The sequence below is a fragment of the Rhodococcoides kyotonense genome, assembly GCF_900188125.1.
Taxonomy (GTDB): Bacteria; Actinomycetota; Actinomycetes; order Mycobacteriales; family Mycobacteriaceae; genus Rhodococcoides; species Rhodococcoides kyotonense.
Window position 1 is genome coordinate 1 of the sequence record NZ_FZOW01000017.1, and the last position, 13,163, is coordinate 13,163.

At 64.4% G+C, this 13,163-nt stretch carries 16 protein-coding genes; 3 read left to right on the plus strand and 13 right to left on the minus strand.

Annotation, left to right across the window (positions count from 1 at the left end):
• The 4 genes from CHB96_RS23205 to CHB96_RS23220 form a co-directional block, all read right to left on the minus strand.
• Nucleotides 1-1,321 (minus strand): DUF222 domain-containing protein (locus tag CHB96_RS23205; RefSeq protein WP_141136541.1); only part of this gene is annotated, 1,321 nt, incomplete at its 3' end.
• A 247-nt stretch (nucleotides 1,322-1,568) separates the two neighbouring features.
• Nucleotides 1,569-1,982 (minus strand): hypothetical protein, encoded by a 414-nt coding sequence (locus tag CHB96_RS23210; RefSeq protein ID WP_089250752.1) that lies wholly within the window; start codon nucleotides 1,980-1,982, stop codon nucleotides 1,569-1,571.
• Between the two features lie 35 nt (nucleotides 1,983-2,017).
• Nucleotides 2,018-2,902, minus strand: coding sequence for an SDR family oxidoreductase (locus CHB96_RS23215; RefSeq protein ID WP_089250754.1), 885 nt, complete (start codon nucleotides 2,900-2,902; stop codon nucleotides 2,018-2,020).
• A gap of 118 nt (nucleotides 2,903-3,020) precedes the next feature.
• The gene (locus tag CHB96_RS23220; RefSeq protein WP_089250756.1) at nucleotides 3,021-3,380 is read right to left on the minus strand and encodes an Rv2640c family ArsR-like transcriptional regulator; all 360 of its coding nucleotides are present in this window, start codon (nucleotides 3,378-3,380) and stop codon (nucleotides 3,021-3,023) included.
• Nucleotides 3,381-3,474: 94 nt separating this feature from the next.
• On the opposite strand from CHB96_RS23220, the gene CHB96_RS23225 reads away from it, so the two are divergent.
• The gene (locus CHB96_RS23225) at nucleotides 3,475-3,906 is read left to right on the plus strand and encodes an ArsI/CadI family heavy metal resistance metalloenzyme (RefSeq protein WP_089250758.1); all 432 of its coding nucleotides are present in this window, start codon (nucleotides 3,475-3,477) and stop codon (nucleotides 3,904-3,906) included.
• 6 nt (nucleotides 3,907-3,912) lie between these two features.
• On the opposite strand, the gene CHB96_RS23230 is transcribed toward CHB96_RS23225, so the two are convergent.
• The 9 genes from CHB96_RS23230 to CHB96_RS29470 all read right to left on the minus strand — a co-directional run bounded on the left by CHB96_RS23230 (nucleotide 3,913) and on the right by CHB96_RS29470 (nucleotide 11,370).
• Complete coding sequence (locus CHB96_RS23230; RefSeq protein ID WP_089250760.1) at nucleotides 3,913-4,314, minus strand: arsenate-mycothiol transferase ArsC; 402 nt, start codon at nucleotides 4,312-4,314, stop codon at nucleotides 3,913-3,915.
• The gene (gene arsB, locus CHB96_RS23235) at nucleotides 4,314-5,360 is read right to left on the minus strand and encodes an ACR3 family arsenite efflux transporter (RefSeq protein WP_089250762.1); all 1,047 of its coding nucleotides are present in this window, start codon (nucleotides 5,358-5,360) and stop codon (nucleotides 4,314-4,316) included. Before arsB ends, CHB96_RS23230 begins: the two co-directional genes overlap by 1 nt.
• Nucleotides 5,357-5,677 (minus strand): ArsR/SmtB family transcription factor, encoded by a 321-nt coding sequence (locus CHB96_RS23240; RefSeq protein ID WP_089250764.1) that lies wholly within the window; start codon nucleotides 5,675-5,677, stop codon nucleotides 5,357-5,359. Before CHB96_RS23240 ends, arsB begins: the two co-directional genes overlap by 4 nt.
• Nucleotides 5,678-5,754: 77 nt before the next feature.
• Nucleotides 5,755-6,804 (minus strand): zinc-dependent alcohol dehydrogenase, encoded by a 1,050-nt coding sequence (locus tag CHB96_RS23245; protein WP_089250766.1) that lies wholly within the window; start codon nucleotides 6,802-6,804, stop codon nucleotides 5,755-5,757.
• Nucleotides 6,805-6,842: 38 nt separating this feature from the next.
• Complete coding sequence (locus CHB96_RS23250) at nucleotides 6,843-7,868, minus strand: ABC transporter substrate-binding protein (RefSeq protein ID WP_089250939.1); 1,026 nt, start codon at nucleotides 7,866-7,868, stop codon at nucleotides 6,843-6,845.
• A 59-nt stretch (nucleotides 7,869-7,927) separates the two neighbouring features.
• The gene (locus CHB96_RS23255) at nucleotides 7,928-8,308 is read right to left on the minus strand and encodes a polysaccharide deacetylase family protein (RefSeq protein WP_089250768.1); all 381 of its coding nucleotides are present in this window, start codon (nucleotides 8,306-8,308) and stop codon (nucleotides 7,928-7,930) included.
• A 106-nt stretch (nucleotides 8,309-8,414) separates the two neighbouring features.
• Entirely contained in the window at nucleotides 8,415-9,470 is a 1,056-nt protein-coding gene (locus CHB96_RS23260) for an LLM class flavin-dependent oxidoreductase (RefSeq protein WP_089250770.1), read from the minus strand.
• Between the two features lie 87 nt (nucleotides 9,471-9,557).
• The gene (locus CHB96_RS23265; RefSeq protein WP_089250772.1) at nucleotides 9,558-10,622 is read right to left on the minus strand and encodes a phosphotransferase family protein; all 1,065 of its coding nucleotides are present in this window, start codon (nucleotides 10,620-10,622) and stop codon (nucleotides 9,558-9,560) included.
• 19 nt (nucleotides 10,623-10,641) lie between these two features.
• The gene (locus CHB96_RS29470) at nucleotides 10,642-11,370 is read right to left on the minus strand and encodes an AfsR/SARP family transcriptional regulator (protein WP_176444460.1); all 729 of its coding nucleotides are present in this window, start codon (nucleotides 11,368-11,370) and stop codon (nucleotides 10,642-10,644) included.
• A 94-nt stretch (nucleotides 11,371-11,464) separates the two neighbouring features.
• Between CHB96_RS29470 and CHB96_RS23275 the strand changes: the two genes are divergently transcribed.
• A complete protein-coding gene (locus CHB96_RS23275; protein WP_176444461.1) occupies nucleotides 11,465-12,376 on the plus strand; it encodes an MBL fold metallo-hydrolase in 912 nt (303 codons plus the stop codon).
• A gap of 42 nt (nucleotides 12,377-12,418) precedes the next feature.
• Complete coding sequence (locus CHB96_RS23280) at nucleotides 12,419-13,150, plus strand: SDR family NAD(P)-dependent oxidoreductase (protein ID WP_176444462.1); 732 nt, start codon at nucleotides 12,419-12,421, stop codon at nucleotides 13,148-13,150.
• Nucleotides 13,151-13,163: the final 13 nt, after the last annotated feature.

A 13,163-nucleotide genomic window follows, 5' to 3' on the forward strand; every position in this document is an offset into this window, starting at 1 on the left:
CGTTGGGGTACAGGGCTGCGGCGACTGCGGGGTTGGCGGCGATGGCGTTCTCCAGTGCGGCGATGAGACTGTAGGAGCCGCGGTAGGTCCCACCCCTACCCTCACCTTCACCCCCGCCCTGACCTTCACTGCTCGCCTGTGTCGAAAGCGTTTTGGGTGCAGGTATTTTCGGGACTCCGAGTCCCTGGCGACGTCGGCCGCGTCCGAGCGGGTGGAAGGTCATATGGTTCCCGGCGCTCGGGTGTCGCGTGGTGACGGGACCGTCGCCCTCGCGATCCGCGCCCTCGGCCTTACTTCCTGCGCCGTTGTTTTCTGTCTTGCGCTCGGCGTCGTCGGCTGGGGTGTCGTGGTCTGGGGTGATGCCGAGTTCGTCGGCGATGTTGCGGGCTTCGGTGATGACGATCTGCCAGTCACTGTTGGCGGCGAGTTCGCGGGCGTACTGGGCGTCGATCAGGCCGTGCCCGGCCAGATAGGCGGGGAGATCGCTCAGGCCGGCGAGGGTGGCGAGGTCGATGGTGATCGAGGTGAGCGGCACCCGACGGTCGGGTAGTTCACGTTTCGCGGTGCACGGGTGGTCTTCGACGTCGCAGGTGCACGCCAGATATTGTTCGCGCTGCATGCACGCGGTATAGGCGGCGGCGAGGCGTTGACTGCGGGTGCGGGGGTCGCGTGGGCAGAGGGTGGCGGCCATTTCGGTGATGGACTGCCAGCATGCGGCGGCGTCGGCGGCTTCGAGGTTCGCTTCGATGGTGGCGATGAGGTCTTTGTCGCGGTAGCGGACTCCGGTGAGTTTCTTGAGGTCTTCGCGGGCGTCGGCGGCTTCGTCGGGTGCGGTGCGTTGGATGATGGCGGCGATTTCGGTGGCGAGCGGTCCCGGGGACAGGCGACGGGCAGCGGCGAGCACTTCGGCTTCGATACGTCCAGTGGCACCCGGAGTTATCGAATTGGTGACTCGGTAGATGGCGCGGACGCGGGCGAGGTCGAGTTCCCCGGCGTCGAATGCTGATTTGATGGCGGGTAGTCGCAGGCGTAGGTCCATGCCGATCTCGGCGAACGTGTCGGCGACGGTTTTGGAGCAGCCGAGGGCTTTCGCGGTTTCGGAGGCGGCGTAGTTGCCGGCGTCGGTGATCAGGTCCCCGATTTGGATGGTTTGGTGGATGCAGGAGTCCCAGATCTGGGCTGCGAGGGCGACTTTGCGGGCGCATGCCTGGTTCTCACGGACCGCGTTCTCGGACAGCTCGGCCAGCAGCGTGGTGTCGATGACCGGTTTCTTCTGCGGACCTGCGTACTTGGCGAATGCGCTGCGTTGGTGGAACGCCATGGATTCAAGCCCCCCGACTCGATTCGAACGTACTTTCGATACTACCGGCAATGCGACGCCTGTCAAGGCCAAAATGACAGCACTGCAACTACTTACGGTTTCGCATGTGCATCCGGGAGTCCGAGGGAACTCAGTTACGCTCGAAGAGCGCAACTGGACGAGATCGAAACCCGTACTTATGCGGGCGAATCGGACAGAAAACTCTGCATAAGCGCGGATTCGGGCCAGGAACAGGCTCGCAGACGTCTTATCGCGCCGTATCCTGATTCCGAGAACCCTTGTAGAGCAACGAAATGCCGGACAGCAGAACAAGAGCCACGCCCACGACGGTCAACGCGATGAACGCCCGCGGAACCCACAGGTCGAGCACGAAAATCTGCCACAGTACCCAGCCGATCGCAATCAACCCGATCACGCCGGCTGCCGTCGACGCCCCAGTGATGTCCACGAGCAGCGCCGCCGCACAGATCAACGGCGCCATACCGAGCACCACCAGCACGAACAGGCCCGAATAGCGGTAGTCCCACGTATGCCAAGCAGGGAGCATGTCGACGCGTAGACCAAGGGAGCGACCCGAAGAATCGGACACCAAGGACACTCCGTTGAACAGTCCTGCGGCTCCGAGCACGGTCAAAACCGCTGCAGTCGACAATTTCCTCACGCACCCAGTGTGAACGACTGCAGCTCTTCTGTCAGTTACCGCCACACATCCGGCTGGGAACCGTCCACATCGGTGAACCCGTACACCCTGGCCAACATGCCGACAGTCACCGACTGCTGATTCCACCGTGTCTTGTCGGGATCGGCTGCAAGCGAGGCGATTCCGCGCCCCACGAAACGAGGCGTCTCCGATTTCGCGAAGTCCGCCGGTGCCGTCGTGCCCACCGCGTCGCGCCACGTGTCCTCGGTGACGCCGAACGCGTCGAGCATCATCTCCGAACGCAGCCACCCCGGCGTCACCGCGACGGCCGTGCATCCATGCGGCGCGAGCTCATGCCCCTGCGAGTAGGCAAGCCGGCTGACCGCGACTTTCGCCAGGTCGTAATACACCGAAATGCGGTAGTTCCGATCGTTGTAATCCTTCGTTCCGTCCGTCATCTCGACCAGCAGCCCGCCCGGCCGGGAGATCAGCAGCGGCAACAAATAATGCGACGTGATGACGTGCGTATCGATCGCCAGCCGAAGGATACGCAGGCCGTCGTCCAGTGAGTGCTCCCACACCGGGGTATTCCATTGCGGTGGAGGTCCTTTGAGAATCTCGGCACCCCAGATGTCGTTGACCAGGATGTCGATGTGTCCGTAGTCGACTCGAATGCGCTCCGCCAACGCGGCAACCTGATGCGAGACAAGATGGTCGACGGCGATCGCAACGCCGGTTCCGCCGAGGGCTGTCACCAGTTCGGCTGTCTCCTCGATGGTTTCGGGTCGGTCGTAGTCCGAAACCAACGTTCCGGTGCGACTCGACCGCCCCGTGCAGATCACCGTCGCACCCGCTTCACCCAGCGCGGCGGCAATCCCCCGGCCGGCACCGCGCGTGGCCCCGGCGACAACGGCAATGGCGTCGGACAGTGGTTTGCTCATGCCTTCGATTGTGCGCCGAGGCGCAGCAAGCGACAGGAAAATCAGCGCTACCGCGGCACCGAGCGTCGTCCCGTTCCGTCGCTCCCGCACAATCGCCTTTGCATCGTCCCCGACCCGGTCAGGCGCAGCAGTTGGGGTTCAGGACCACTCGCAACGCTTCGAGCGACTCCGCCCGCGCCGAGTAGTACACATTCATGCCGCGCCGAGTGGCGACGACCATGCCCGCCTTCTTCAGCTGCCCGAGGTGGTGGCTGACAGTGGACTCGGCCAGCCCGACCGACGTCGCGAGATCGCACGTACATATCTCACCCGCACTGTCGGTGAGCAGCACCGACAGCAGTTTGATACGCGCCGGATCTGCCAGGGCTTTCAGTCGGACGGCGAGTTCGAGGGCGGCGTCGTCGGACATCGGGGCTGCAGAGACGGGCGCACAGCAGATGGGGGCTGTGGCATCGATCAGCGGCAACGTTTTCGGCACGCAGCCGATCGTACACCTTCTTGACATATATCGAATTAGCGGCAGTGTGGGACGGGCACGAATTCGATATAAGTCTCAGAGGTGGAGGAATCTCATGTCTCGCGCACAGCTCGCATTGAACGTCGACGATCTCGATGTGGCAGTCACGTTCTACTCCAAACTGTTCGGTACCCAGCCTGCGAAGTCGAAGCAGGGCTACGCGAATTTCGCCATCGCCGAACCTCCGCTGAAGCTGGTGTTGATCGAAAACCCCGGTAAGGGAGGCACTGTCAACCATCTCGGCGTCGAGGTCGAGTCCTCGGAGAAGGTGCATGCCGAGATCGCCCGGCTCAGCGGCGAGGGTCTGTTCACCGACGAGGAAATCGGCACAACCTGTTGCTTCGCCACGCAGGACAAGGTGTGGGTGACGGGGCCGGCGGGAGAGAAGTGGGAGGTCTATACGGTGCTGGCCGACTCGGACACGTTCGGGTCGAGCCCGCAGCTGCTCGACGACCGATGCTGCGGCAGCGAAAAGTCCTGCTGCTGAGAGTGTTCAGTCGCGGAGGCGTCGGGCGAGTTCGGTGACGCGGGAGGAGATGTCGTCGCGCACCAGCCGCATTCGCTCGATGCCGTCGATCCCGCGTTCCGATGGCTCGTCGGTGTCCCAGTTCAGATAGGTTGGTCCGTCGACTGTCTCGACCGTCGCCTCGCGCCCGAGCGTGACGACGTAGTCGACTCGGGAAAGTAGTTCGGGATCAATGGGTTTCGGCTGTTCACCCGTGAGGTCGACGCCCACCTCCAGCAACGACTGCGCCGACAGTGCGTTCACGGAACTTCCGGGTTTCGTTCCCGCCGAGTGCACTTCGACCGACGGGCCTGCGATCTTCCGCATCAGACCCGCCGCCATCTGCGACTTACCGCCGTTCTTCACGCACACGAACAACACGCTGGCCATCAGAACTCCTTCACGAGTTCGAAGCGCTTCCGAAGCGCGAGAGACACATACACCAGCCCGACGAGCACAGGCACTTCGATCAGCGGGCCGACGACGCCGGCCAGGGCCTGCCCCGACGTCGCACCGTATGTCGCGATTGCCACTGCGATCGCAAGCTCGAAGTTGTTGCCCGCAGCGGTGAATGCGAGTGTCGTGGTTCGTGCGTAGCCCAGGCCCAGTGCTGCGCCGAGGGCGTAACCGCCGCCCCACATCACTGCGAAGTACACCAGCAACGGAATCGCGATGCGCACGACGTCGAGAGGCTGCGACACGATCCGATCACCCTGTAGCGCAAAAAGAATCACGATGGTGAACAACAATCCGTAGAGCGCCCAGGGCCCGATCCTCGGCAGAAGTGTCGTTTCGTACCAGTGTCGCCCCTTCGCTCGTTCTCCGACGACCCTCGACAGGAAGCCTGCGACCAGCGGTATGCCCAGGAAGATGAGTACGGACTTCGCGATCTGCCAGGGCGACGCCTCGATCACGGTCTGGTCGAGCCCTAACCATCCGGGCAGCACCGACAAGTAGAACCAGCCGAGCACCGCGAACATGATCACCTGGAACACCGAATTGACGGCCACCAGCACTGCGGCGGCTTCGCGGTCTCCGCAGGCGAGGTCGTTCCAGATGATGACCATCGCGATGCATCGGGCCAGGCCGACGATGATCAGTCCGGTGCGGTACTCCGGCAGATCCGGCAGAAACACCCAGGCCAGCGTGAACATCAGCAGAGGGCCGAGGACCCAGTTGAGTACCAGCGATCCGATGAGCAGACGCCTGTCGCCGGTCACGGCGCCGAGCCTGTCGTACCGAACTTTCGCCAGCACCGGATACATCATGACCAGCAGGCCGATGGCGATCGGCAGTGAGATGCCGTCGATAGAGACCGTGGAGAGTGCGTCGTCGAGACCCGGTACGACGCGGCCGAGTCCCAAGCCGAGCGCCATCGCGATGCCGATCCAGAGTGGCAGGAAACGGTCGAGCGTCGAGAGTTTCGGCTCGGTCATGCCGGTACTGCCGAAAGATACTGCAGCGCAACCGGAACGGCGCGGTAGTAGACCCACGTGCCGCGGCGTTCTGATTCGAGCAGCCCGGCCTCGCGCAGAACTTTGAGGTGGTGCGAGATGGTCGGCTGCGAGACGTCGAACGAGCCGGAGATGTCGCACACGCACGCCTCCCCGCCCGCATGGCTCGCGACGAGGCTCAGCAGCCGCAGCCGGACCGGATCGCCGAGCGCCTTGAACATCACCGCCAGCTCAGCGGCCCGATCCGCGGACAACGGCTCGCCGACCGGCGTGGACGGGCAGCATTCTTGATTCGACACCTGTCTATATTGACCGCTGTCGAATCAGTAGTCAAAGTATCCTGGCGCCTCTAGGCTCGTCGCGGCCGGAGCGACCGCTACCTCCGCGGATCCACCAGAACCTTGGCGTGCACGCTGGTGCCCGAGTCCAGCTCGTCGAACATGTCGGTCAGCTCGTCGAGACCGATGGTGCCCGTATGCAGTGACAGGACGTCGATGCGGCCCTCGGCGATGGCCGTCATCGATCCGACGAAGTCCTCGTGCGAGTAGGCCAGCGATCCGATGACGGTGAGCTCGCGGCTCTGCCAATCGCCGTAGCTGACCTGCGAATCCGTGCCCGGGTAGCCCAGCAAAGACAACACCCCTCCACGCCGGACGAGCTCGGCCGACGGCTGGAAAAGCTGTGCGACGCCGGTGCATTCGAACAACACGTCGGCACCCAACCCATTGGTGGCCGCGCGCAACACCTCCGCGAGGTCCGCCGGCTCGACGACGTCACGGAACCCGAGCTTGACCGCTGCCTCACGACGGTGCGGCGACGGCTCGGAGATGATGATGCGTCCCGCGCCGCTGTTGCGGGCGTGCTGTGCGGTGAGAAGTCCGATCGGTCCGGCGCCCTGCACGACGACCGTCGACCCGAGCGTCATCGCAGTGCGTTTCACGGCGTGGAACGTGACGGTGGCCGGCTCGACGAGGGCGGCTTCCTCGTCGGACAACGCGTCGGGCACGGGTACGACGCGTCGCGCCGAGACCGACAGGACCGTGCCGAAGCCGCCGTGGACGGGCGCGTCGTCGGTGATGCCGTTGGCCTCGGCGAACGCGAGGTCGCAGTGCGCGGCGTGACCGGCCGTGCACTGCGGGCATCGACCACACGCAGGCCCGACACCGGCAACAACCCGCTGCCCGACGGCAACAGTCGTCACGCCCGTCCCGACGGCGAGCACCGTTCCGGTCCACTCGTGCCCGAACACCGCAGGAGGCAGAGCTGCCGACGAGTACCCGTGGGTGTCCGTCGCGCAGATTCCGCAGTAGGTGATGGCGACGACGACACCGTTCTCCGACGGTTCGGGCATGCGCGGCTCGTCGACCGTCTCGGCCTGCTTGGGTGCTACGACGTGGACGTACCGGTTGGCTTGCAAGACTGACATGGCGTCATCTTACTCTTTAGTCTGTCAAGTAAGTAGGGTCAGTTCGACGCGACTGCGGTGGCCTCGGCGAGCCCGTCGACCAGCGTCGGGAGGAAGAACGGGATCGACAGTGCTGTCGGGCCGATGGCTGCGCCCGCTTCCTGGCCGACGAATCCCGCCACGGCGCCCTCGGCGACCGCGGGGATCTGGCGGGACGTCTCGGAGCTCAGGAACTCCTGCAGGGCGGCGTCGGTGTCGACCTGGGTGAACACGACGTCGGCGTCGATCTTGGAGATGTTCTCGGGGGAGACGGTGGTGGAGAACGGTGAGCTGCCGGTCGTGAGCGTGGTCACCGACGGCGCGGATGTGAAACCGAGGTTCTCGAGCAGCTCGACGCGCGGGTCGGAGGGCAGGAGGAGGTAGTAGACGGATTCGGCCTCGGACACGTAAGCGATTGTGCGGCCGTCGAATTCGGGGTGCTGAGCTCCGGCGTCCGTGACCTGCTGGTCCAGGTCGGCGACGACGTCACGTGCTTGGTCGCTGAGACCGAGAACGTCGCCGGTCGTCGTGATGACGTCGCGCCACGGCGTCGACCACAGTTCTTCGGGCGGTGCGACGACGGGGATGCCGGCCGCTGTCACCGCGTCGTACTCGGCTTCGGTGAGGCCGGAGTGGGGAGCGAGTAGCACGTCGGGGTCGGTCGCGAGGAGCTGCTCGACGGACAGTTCGTACGTCGCGTTGTCAAGGAGTGTGGGCTGGTCGCCGCCCAGCTCGGCGATGGCGTCGGACACCCAGGGGTACATGAGGTCGTCGCCTCCGCCGTACTCGGCAGACGGGATGGCGACCGGGACGACGCCCAGCGCGAGCACCGCATCGGTCGTGCCGAAGCCCCAGGTTGCGACGCGCTCCGGTAGGGCGTCGATGGTGGTTTCGCCGTACATGTGCTGCACGGTGACCGGGAAGGAGCCCGTCGAAATTGCTTCTGCTGGAGCGTCGTTCGTGGTGTCGGAGGACCCGCAGCCTGCCAGCGTCAGGGATACCGCGGTGAGAATTGCGGCCGTGCGGAGGGTTGTTCGGAGCGTCATCGAGATCCTGTTCATTTCTTCGGGCGAAATGTCCAGGTTAGCCTTAGCTTGGTTACTGTCTACACCTGCACCAGAACGGCGGTGGGACTCCTGCCTCCGTACACGACGACGACCACCGGCCCCGCGCCCGTGACCAGCTGCTCGGCCCCGTCGGAGACCCCGGAGTCGCCAGTCCGAAGGTTGACCCACCCGACCTGCACAGCCGTCGGAACGTCGGTCACGCTCGGCGCGGAGCGGTCGATGACTGCGTCGACCCCACCGGCGACGACCGTCGGGTGCGCGGCCAAGACGGCAACTTCCGTGGGCACGCCGGCCGCCTGCAGAGCGCTGACCGGGTCGACGGGTGGGCTCGCGTGCCCGACCGAGCCGACGCCGAATCCGACCAGGACCGCGATCACGGCCGCAACGATCACCGACGCGGCTCTGGTGAAAGCCTTCATCGGTCTCCGATCGTCGCCGCGAGTCCTCGGGTCCAGTGTGACCCGCGAGCGCGGCCGGTGGGATCGAAGTGATCGGATCGTGTCTGGGGCGAAACAATCGGCGAAGCTAACGGAAGTGCGGCAGAACGTGCTCGGCGAACAAAGCGACGGTTCTGCGGGCCTCCTCGAACGGAACGGCACCGGAGATGGCTTGCAGGCTGACGGTGATGTCGCCGTACCAGTCGCGGATCTCCTCTAGCTGGTGGAGTACCTGACTCGGTGTTCCGACGAGGGCCTTGTTGTCCGAGATCTGTTGTTGGAAGTCGCGTTCCTCGGCGCGGCGGGCAAGCTTCTCGTACCCGACGTAGTTCGAGCTCGAGGTGGTCGCCCAGTCCGCTGTTGCCTCTTTCAACGCGCGACCCGCTCGACGTGAATACGCTTCTCCGCGCGTGAATGCTTCGATCGGGTCCTCGGCGATGTACGCGTTGTAGCTCATGTGGACGTCCTCCTGGGTCACCGTGTGACCGGCGGCGGCCGCAGTCTGCCGGTACAGGTCGAGGGTGGCGGTGACGTCGGATCGTGAGTTGATCGACGGGACCAGCATCACCCCGAACCCGCGTCGTGCCGCGTTCTCGGCAGAGGCCCGAGTCTTGGCGGTGGCGACCAGAACTCGGGGGTGGGGCGTCTGAACCGGTCTGGGCAGCATGGTCACCGGACCGAAGTTGTGAAAGTCGCCCGCCCACTTCACATGTTCTTCACCCAGGAGCGCGACGGTCGCGGCGACGCCTTCGTCGAACCTGGCTTGGCTCTCGTCCATCGGTATCTCGAATGCGGCGAACTCGCCGGGAAGAAACGCTCGACCGAAACCGATGTCGAGGCGGCCGCGAGAGATGTTGTCCAGCATCGCCAACTTGCCTGCGAGCTTGAGGGGATGAGTGAACGCCGGAAGTACAGCCCCGGTGACCACCCGAACGTTGCTCGTCCGTGCGGCGACCGCGGCGAGGAACGTGACGGGGTCGGGGCTGTAGCCGCCGTAGTCGTAGAAATAATGCTCGACGGTCTTCACATGGTGGAATCCGAGTTGGTCGGCGAGTACCGCCAGGTCGAGTGCGCCGGCGAAGTAGTCGTCCGCCGCGAGTTCCTCCGGATTGACGGTAGGAAACAGATTGATTCCGAATTTCAACGGTCTCTCCCAGTGGTCGTCGAGTGGGCGGGCAGATTCTCGTTCCAGAAAGGTAGGTTCGGCCGGTCGATTTCGGGTGTATCGGCGCTAGAGAGCACCTGCTTCGTCCAGAACTGTTTCGAGCAGGCGGGTTGCATTGCGGTGCAGTGGAAATTCGCCGCCCGGTGGCACGATGCCGGACAGGCCGAGCAGATGGACGACGCGTTTGGTGACGACACCGAATGCGACGGCGGCCAGCACCTGGAAGTAGGGGAGGTGCCGCAGCGGCTTCCCCGTCCGTGCTTCGTACTTCTCGACGGACTCCTCTGCAGTCGCTAGGCCGGCCAGACGCTCGGCTCCGATCCCTTCGGACAGATGTCTGTCCATGTGCAGGAACCAGGCGACGTCGCTCTCGGCGTATCCGTATCCGGCCATCTCCCAATCGAGCAGGCCCACCACACGTTCGTCGCGGAAGACGATGTTGCCCAGGCGCGCATCACCCCAGACGAGGGTGTCGGGTGCTGGGAGATCGGGAACGTTCTCCTCCAGCCAAGCCAGAGCGCCGTCGTAGATTCGGTGTACCGCGAAGTCGATGCCGAAGAAGTGCCCGTGCTCACGCAGGTACGAAATCTGTGCAGGAACGGACCCGACGTTGATCCCCCCACCCGATGCCACGGGCGGTGGGACAGCAGCCACATGTAGGTCGGCAAGCGAGGCAATGGCGTCGAACCACACCTGACGCTGCCCGGCCTCGGGCAGGTCGCGAAGCCATCCCTGCCGGTGGTACGACGGCAGATCCCGCGGGACCGAACCGTCGAGGTGTTCCATGATCGTGAACGGTGCACCGAAGTACCGTGTGTCGGACTCGGAGAACAACAGGCGCGGCAGCGGCACCGAAGCACCGGCGAGGATCCTCTGCGTGCTCACTTCGGAGTCGAACGAGTCGGTGGGGAAGAGCCGATGTCCTTGCGGCGACACACGCAGCACCGACGGCCGATCATGGACCGTCCCGTCGATCGTCCATGTCCCGTCGAGCAGGATGATCTCGCTCGAGAACCCGTTGGCGGGGATGGTGAGGTTCTCGATGACGACGTCCTGCGCGCCGCGGTCTCGGAGAAAGCTTTCCAGCGCGCGGACGGTGAGCTCTTCGGTCCGCTGAATCGGTACCGGCATATTTGATCGCCTTTCATGTTCACGCGCGACGCAAGGAGAGTTCCAAATCCTTTGTCGCCGAGCTCGGTTCGGTGCGCATTTCGATGTGCAGGTAGTGCGACAGTGCGCGGAACTGAAGAATCGACTCCGCGCGCCTCCCGGTCGACGCCAGCGCAAGCATCAACTGTCGTCGGAGTCGCTCGTCTGCGGGGTACTGCTCGACGGCTCGTTTCAGCTCCGGCAGAGCAGGCCGTGCCCTGTCCAGTTCGAGCATCAGATCGAACCTCCGGTACACGACGTCGATACGTCGTCGCTCGTGCCGAGCCACGAGTGCACTGAGCACGGGACCTCGAGTGATGTCGGACAGCATGGATCCAGGCCACAGATCCAGTGCAGCGGAAAGCTTCTGGAGAGTCCGACCGTCGTCGCCGCTTGCGTCTGCCTGCTCGACCGTCGCATCGAAGACATCGAGGTCGAGCTCGCCGGGATCGACCACGAGTCGGTACCCTGCCTGGTCGAGTACGAGTCTGGCCCGACCGGACGAATCGGCAAGCGCCCGACGAAGATTCATGATGTACGTCTGCAGCGTGGTCGCCGCGCTCGACGGCGGGTACTCGGACCACAGTTCGCGGAAGCACGTCCGGGGAGAGACCGGAGCATTGGCGTTGAGCAGCAACAGGGCGAGAAGCTGTCGTTGTTTGGGGGCCGCGATCGTGTAGCCGAGCTCGTCACGGCCGATCTGAAAATTGCCGAGCACTCGAAATTTCATGGCTCTGTGTCGTCTTTCCATCGGTAGTCGAGCGGGTCGGGGGATAACTGCGTCGGCTGCCCGGACACGAACGGGTGCCGGAGAGGATGCCCCGATGAACGTGCCCGGTGTGACCGAGGAGTTGGTGGCGAAGGACGCGTATGCGTTCGTCCAGCAACCAGGAGGCTGGTGTGTGAGCAACGCCGGCCTCGTGGTCGGGGACGAGCAGGCGCTGATCATCGACACCGCGGCGACGGAGGCGCGTGCACGGGCATGGCGTGCAGCCGTCGACGAACGTACGGGAAACCACGCCCGATCCGTGATCAGCACGCACCATCACGGCGATCACACGTTCGGCAATCATCTGTTCGCCGACACGTCGACGATCGTGTCCCACGTCAACGGTGCGAGCGAGCTCCGTCGAAAAGGCTTGGCGATGACGTCGGTGTGGCCCGGCGTCGATTGGGGTGACGTCGAGGCGACGATCCCTGACACGACCATCGCGACCGATACCGAGTTCGACGTCGGTGGCAGGCGCGTCGACGTTCTCGCACTCGGGGTTTCGCACACATCCGACGACCTCGCGGTGTTCGATCGTGGTAGCGGGGTCCTGTACGTCGGTGACGTCGCGTTCTCCGGTTCCGCGCCGTTCGTGTTGGGCGGGTCGGTGGAGGGATCCATCGAAACGCTGACGTGGCTGCAGTCGCTGAAGCCACGTCTCGTCGTGTGCGGTCACGGCCCTGTGCGGGGAGTGGACGTGCTGGAGGAGAACGTCGCCTATCTCCGCTACATCCAGTTCCTCGCCGAGGAGGCGGTGCGCGGCACTTTGAGCCCTCTCGCGGTCGTCGAGCTGCACGGCCTCGGGCAGTTCGGGTATCTGGCCGAGTCCGAGCGTGTCGTCGCGAACGTTCATCGCGGCATCGTCGAACTGAACGGGGCCGAACGAGGAGCGCACCTCGACTCTGCGCCGATCATGCGAGAAATGGTGCTGTTCAACGGAGGTCGTCCTCTCTCGTGTTACGCGTGATCACTCGAATCGAATCGGAATCCAACAAGGATGGGAATGTTCATGAGTTTGGTCGGTAAGACAGCATTGGTGACAGGTGGTTCGACGGGCATCGGCCTCGGGATAGCTCAGGAGCTTCTCGCGCGGGGCGCGACCGTGGTGGCGGCGTCGCGCAGACTCGACAGCGGCCCGCTCGAGCATGATTCCGGCAGATTCCACGCCGTCGCACTGGACGTCACCGATGCGAAGCAGGTCGGCGAGGTCGTCACCGGCCTCGGTAGCAGGTTCGGTGGGATCGACATCGTCGTCGCGAACTCCGGACTGTCCGTGCCCGGTCTGGTCGCGGATATCGAACCCGATCGTTGGTCGGCCGTGATCAGGACGAACGTCGACGGTGTGTTCAACACCGTCAACTCGGCTCTTCCCTGGCTCGCGAAAAGCGATGCCGGACGGATCATCACGGTGTCGTCGTTGCTGGCCAATTCCGTGTTTCCGTTCTCCTCGGCATACTCCGCATCGAAGGCTGCGGTCGAGTCGTTCACCAAGGTGGTTGCGGCCGAGGTAGGCAAGGACGGGATCACCGCGAACTGCCTGTCCCTGGGATTCATCGATGCCGGTATGGGAAAAGCCTTGCAGGAGAATGCAGGACTGTGGGCGAAATACTCGGCCAAGCTGTCGACCGGACGTCCGGGAACGGCGGCGGAGGTCGCCGAGGTCGCCGCATTCCTGGCGTCCTCGGCGAGCTCCTACGTCAACGGTGCCGTGATCGCCGTCGACGGCGGAATTCTCGGCTGACGACCTCGGCCGG

What these genes read in the sequence shown, in the direction of transcription:
- CHB96_RS23215 (WP_089250754.1), bottom strand. Translation starts at nt 2,902, where the DNA reads ATGAGCAAACCACTGTCCGACGCCATTGCCGTTGTCGCCGGGGCCACG.
- CHB96_RS23225 (WP_089250758.1), top strand. Translation starts at nt 3,475, where the DNA reads ATGTCTCGCGCACAGCTCGCATTGAACGTCGACGATCTCGATGTGGCA.
- CHB96_RS23230 (WP_089250760.1), bottom strand. Translation starts at nt 4,314, where the DNA reads ATGGCCAGCGTGTTGTTCGTGTGCGTGAAGAACGGCGGTAAGTCGCAG.
- arsB (WP_089250762.1), bottom strand. Translation starts at nt 5,360, where the DNA reads ATGACCGAGCCGAAACTCTCGACGCTCGACCGTTTCCTGCCACTCTGG.
- CHB96_RS23245 (WP_089250766.1), bottom strand. Translation starts at nt 6,804, where the DNA reads ATGTCAGTCTTGCAAGCCAACCGGTACGTCCACGTCGTAGCACCCAAG.
- CHB96_RS23250 (WP_089250939.1), bottom strand. Translation starts at nt 7,868, where the DNA reads ATGACGCTCCGAACAACCCTCCGCACGGCCGCAATTCTCACCGCGGTA.
- CHB96_RS23255 (WP_089250768.1), bottom strand. Translation starts at nt 8,308, where the DNA reads ATGAAGGCTTTCACCAGAGCCGCGTCGGTGATCGTTGCGGCCGTGATC.
- CHB96_RS23265 (WP_089250772.1), bottom strand. Translation starts at nt 10,622, where the DNA reads ATGCCGGTACCGATTCAGCGGACCGAAGAGCTCACCGTCCGCGCGCTG.
- CHB96_RS29470 (WP_176444460.1), bottom strand. Translation starts at nt 11,370, where the DNA reads ATGAAATTTCGAGTGCTCGGCAATTTTCAGATCGGCCGTGACGAGCTC.
- CHB96_RS23275 (WP_176444461.1), top strand. Translation starts at nt 11,465, where the DNA reads ATGAACGTGCCCGGTGTGACCGAGGAGTTGGTGGCGAAGGACGCGTAT.
- CHB96_RS23280 (WP_176444462.1), top strand. Translation starts at nt 12,419, where the DNA reads ATGAGTTTGGTCGGTAAGACAGCATTGGTGACAGGTGGTTCGACGGGC.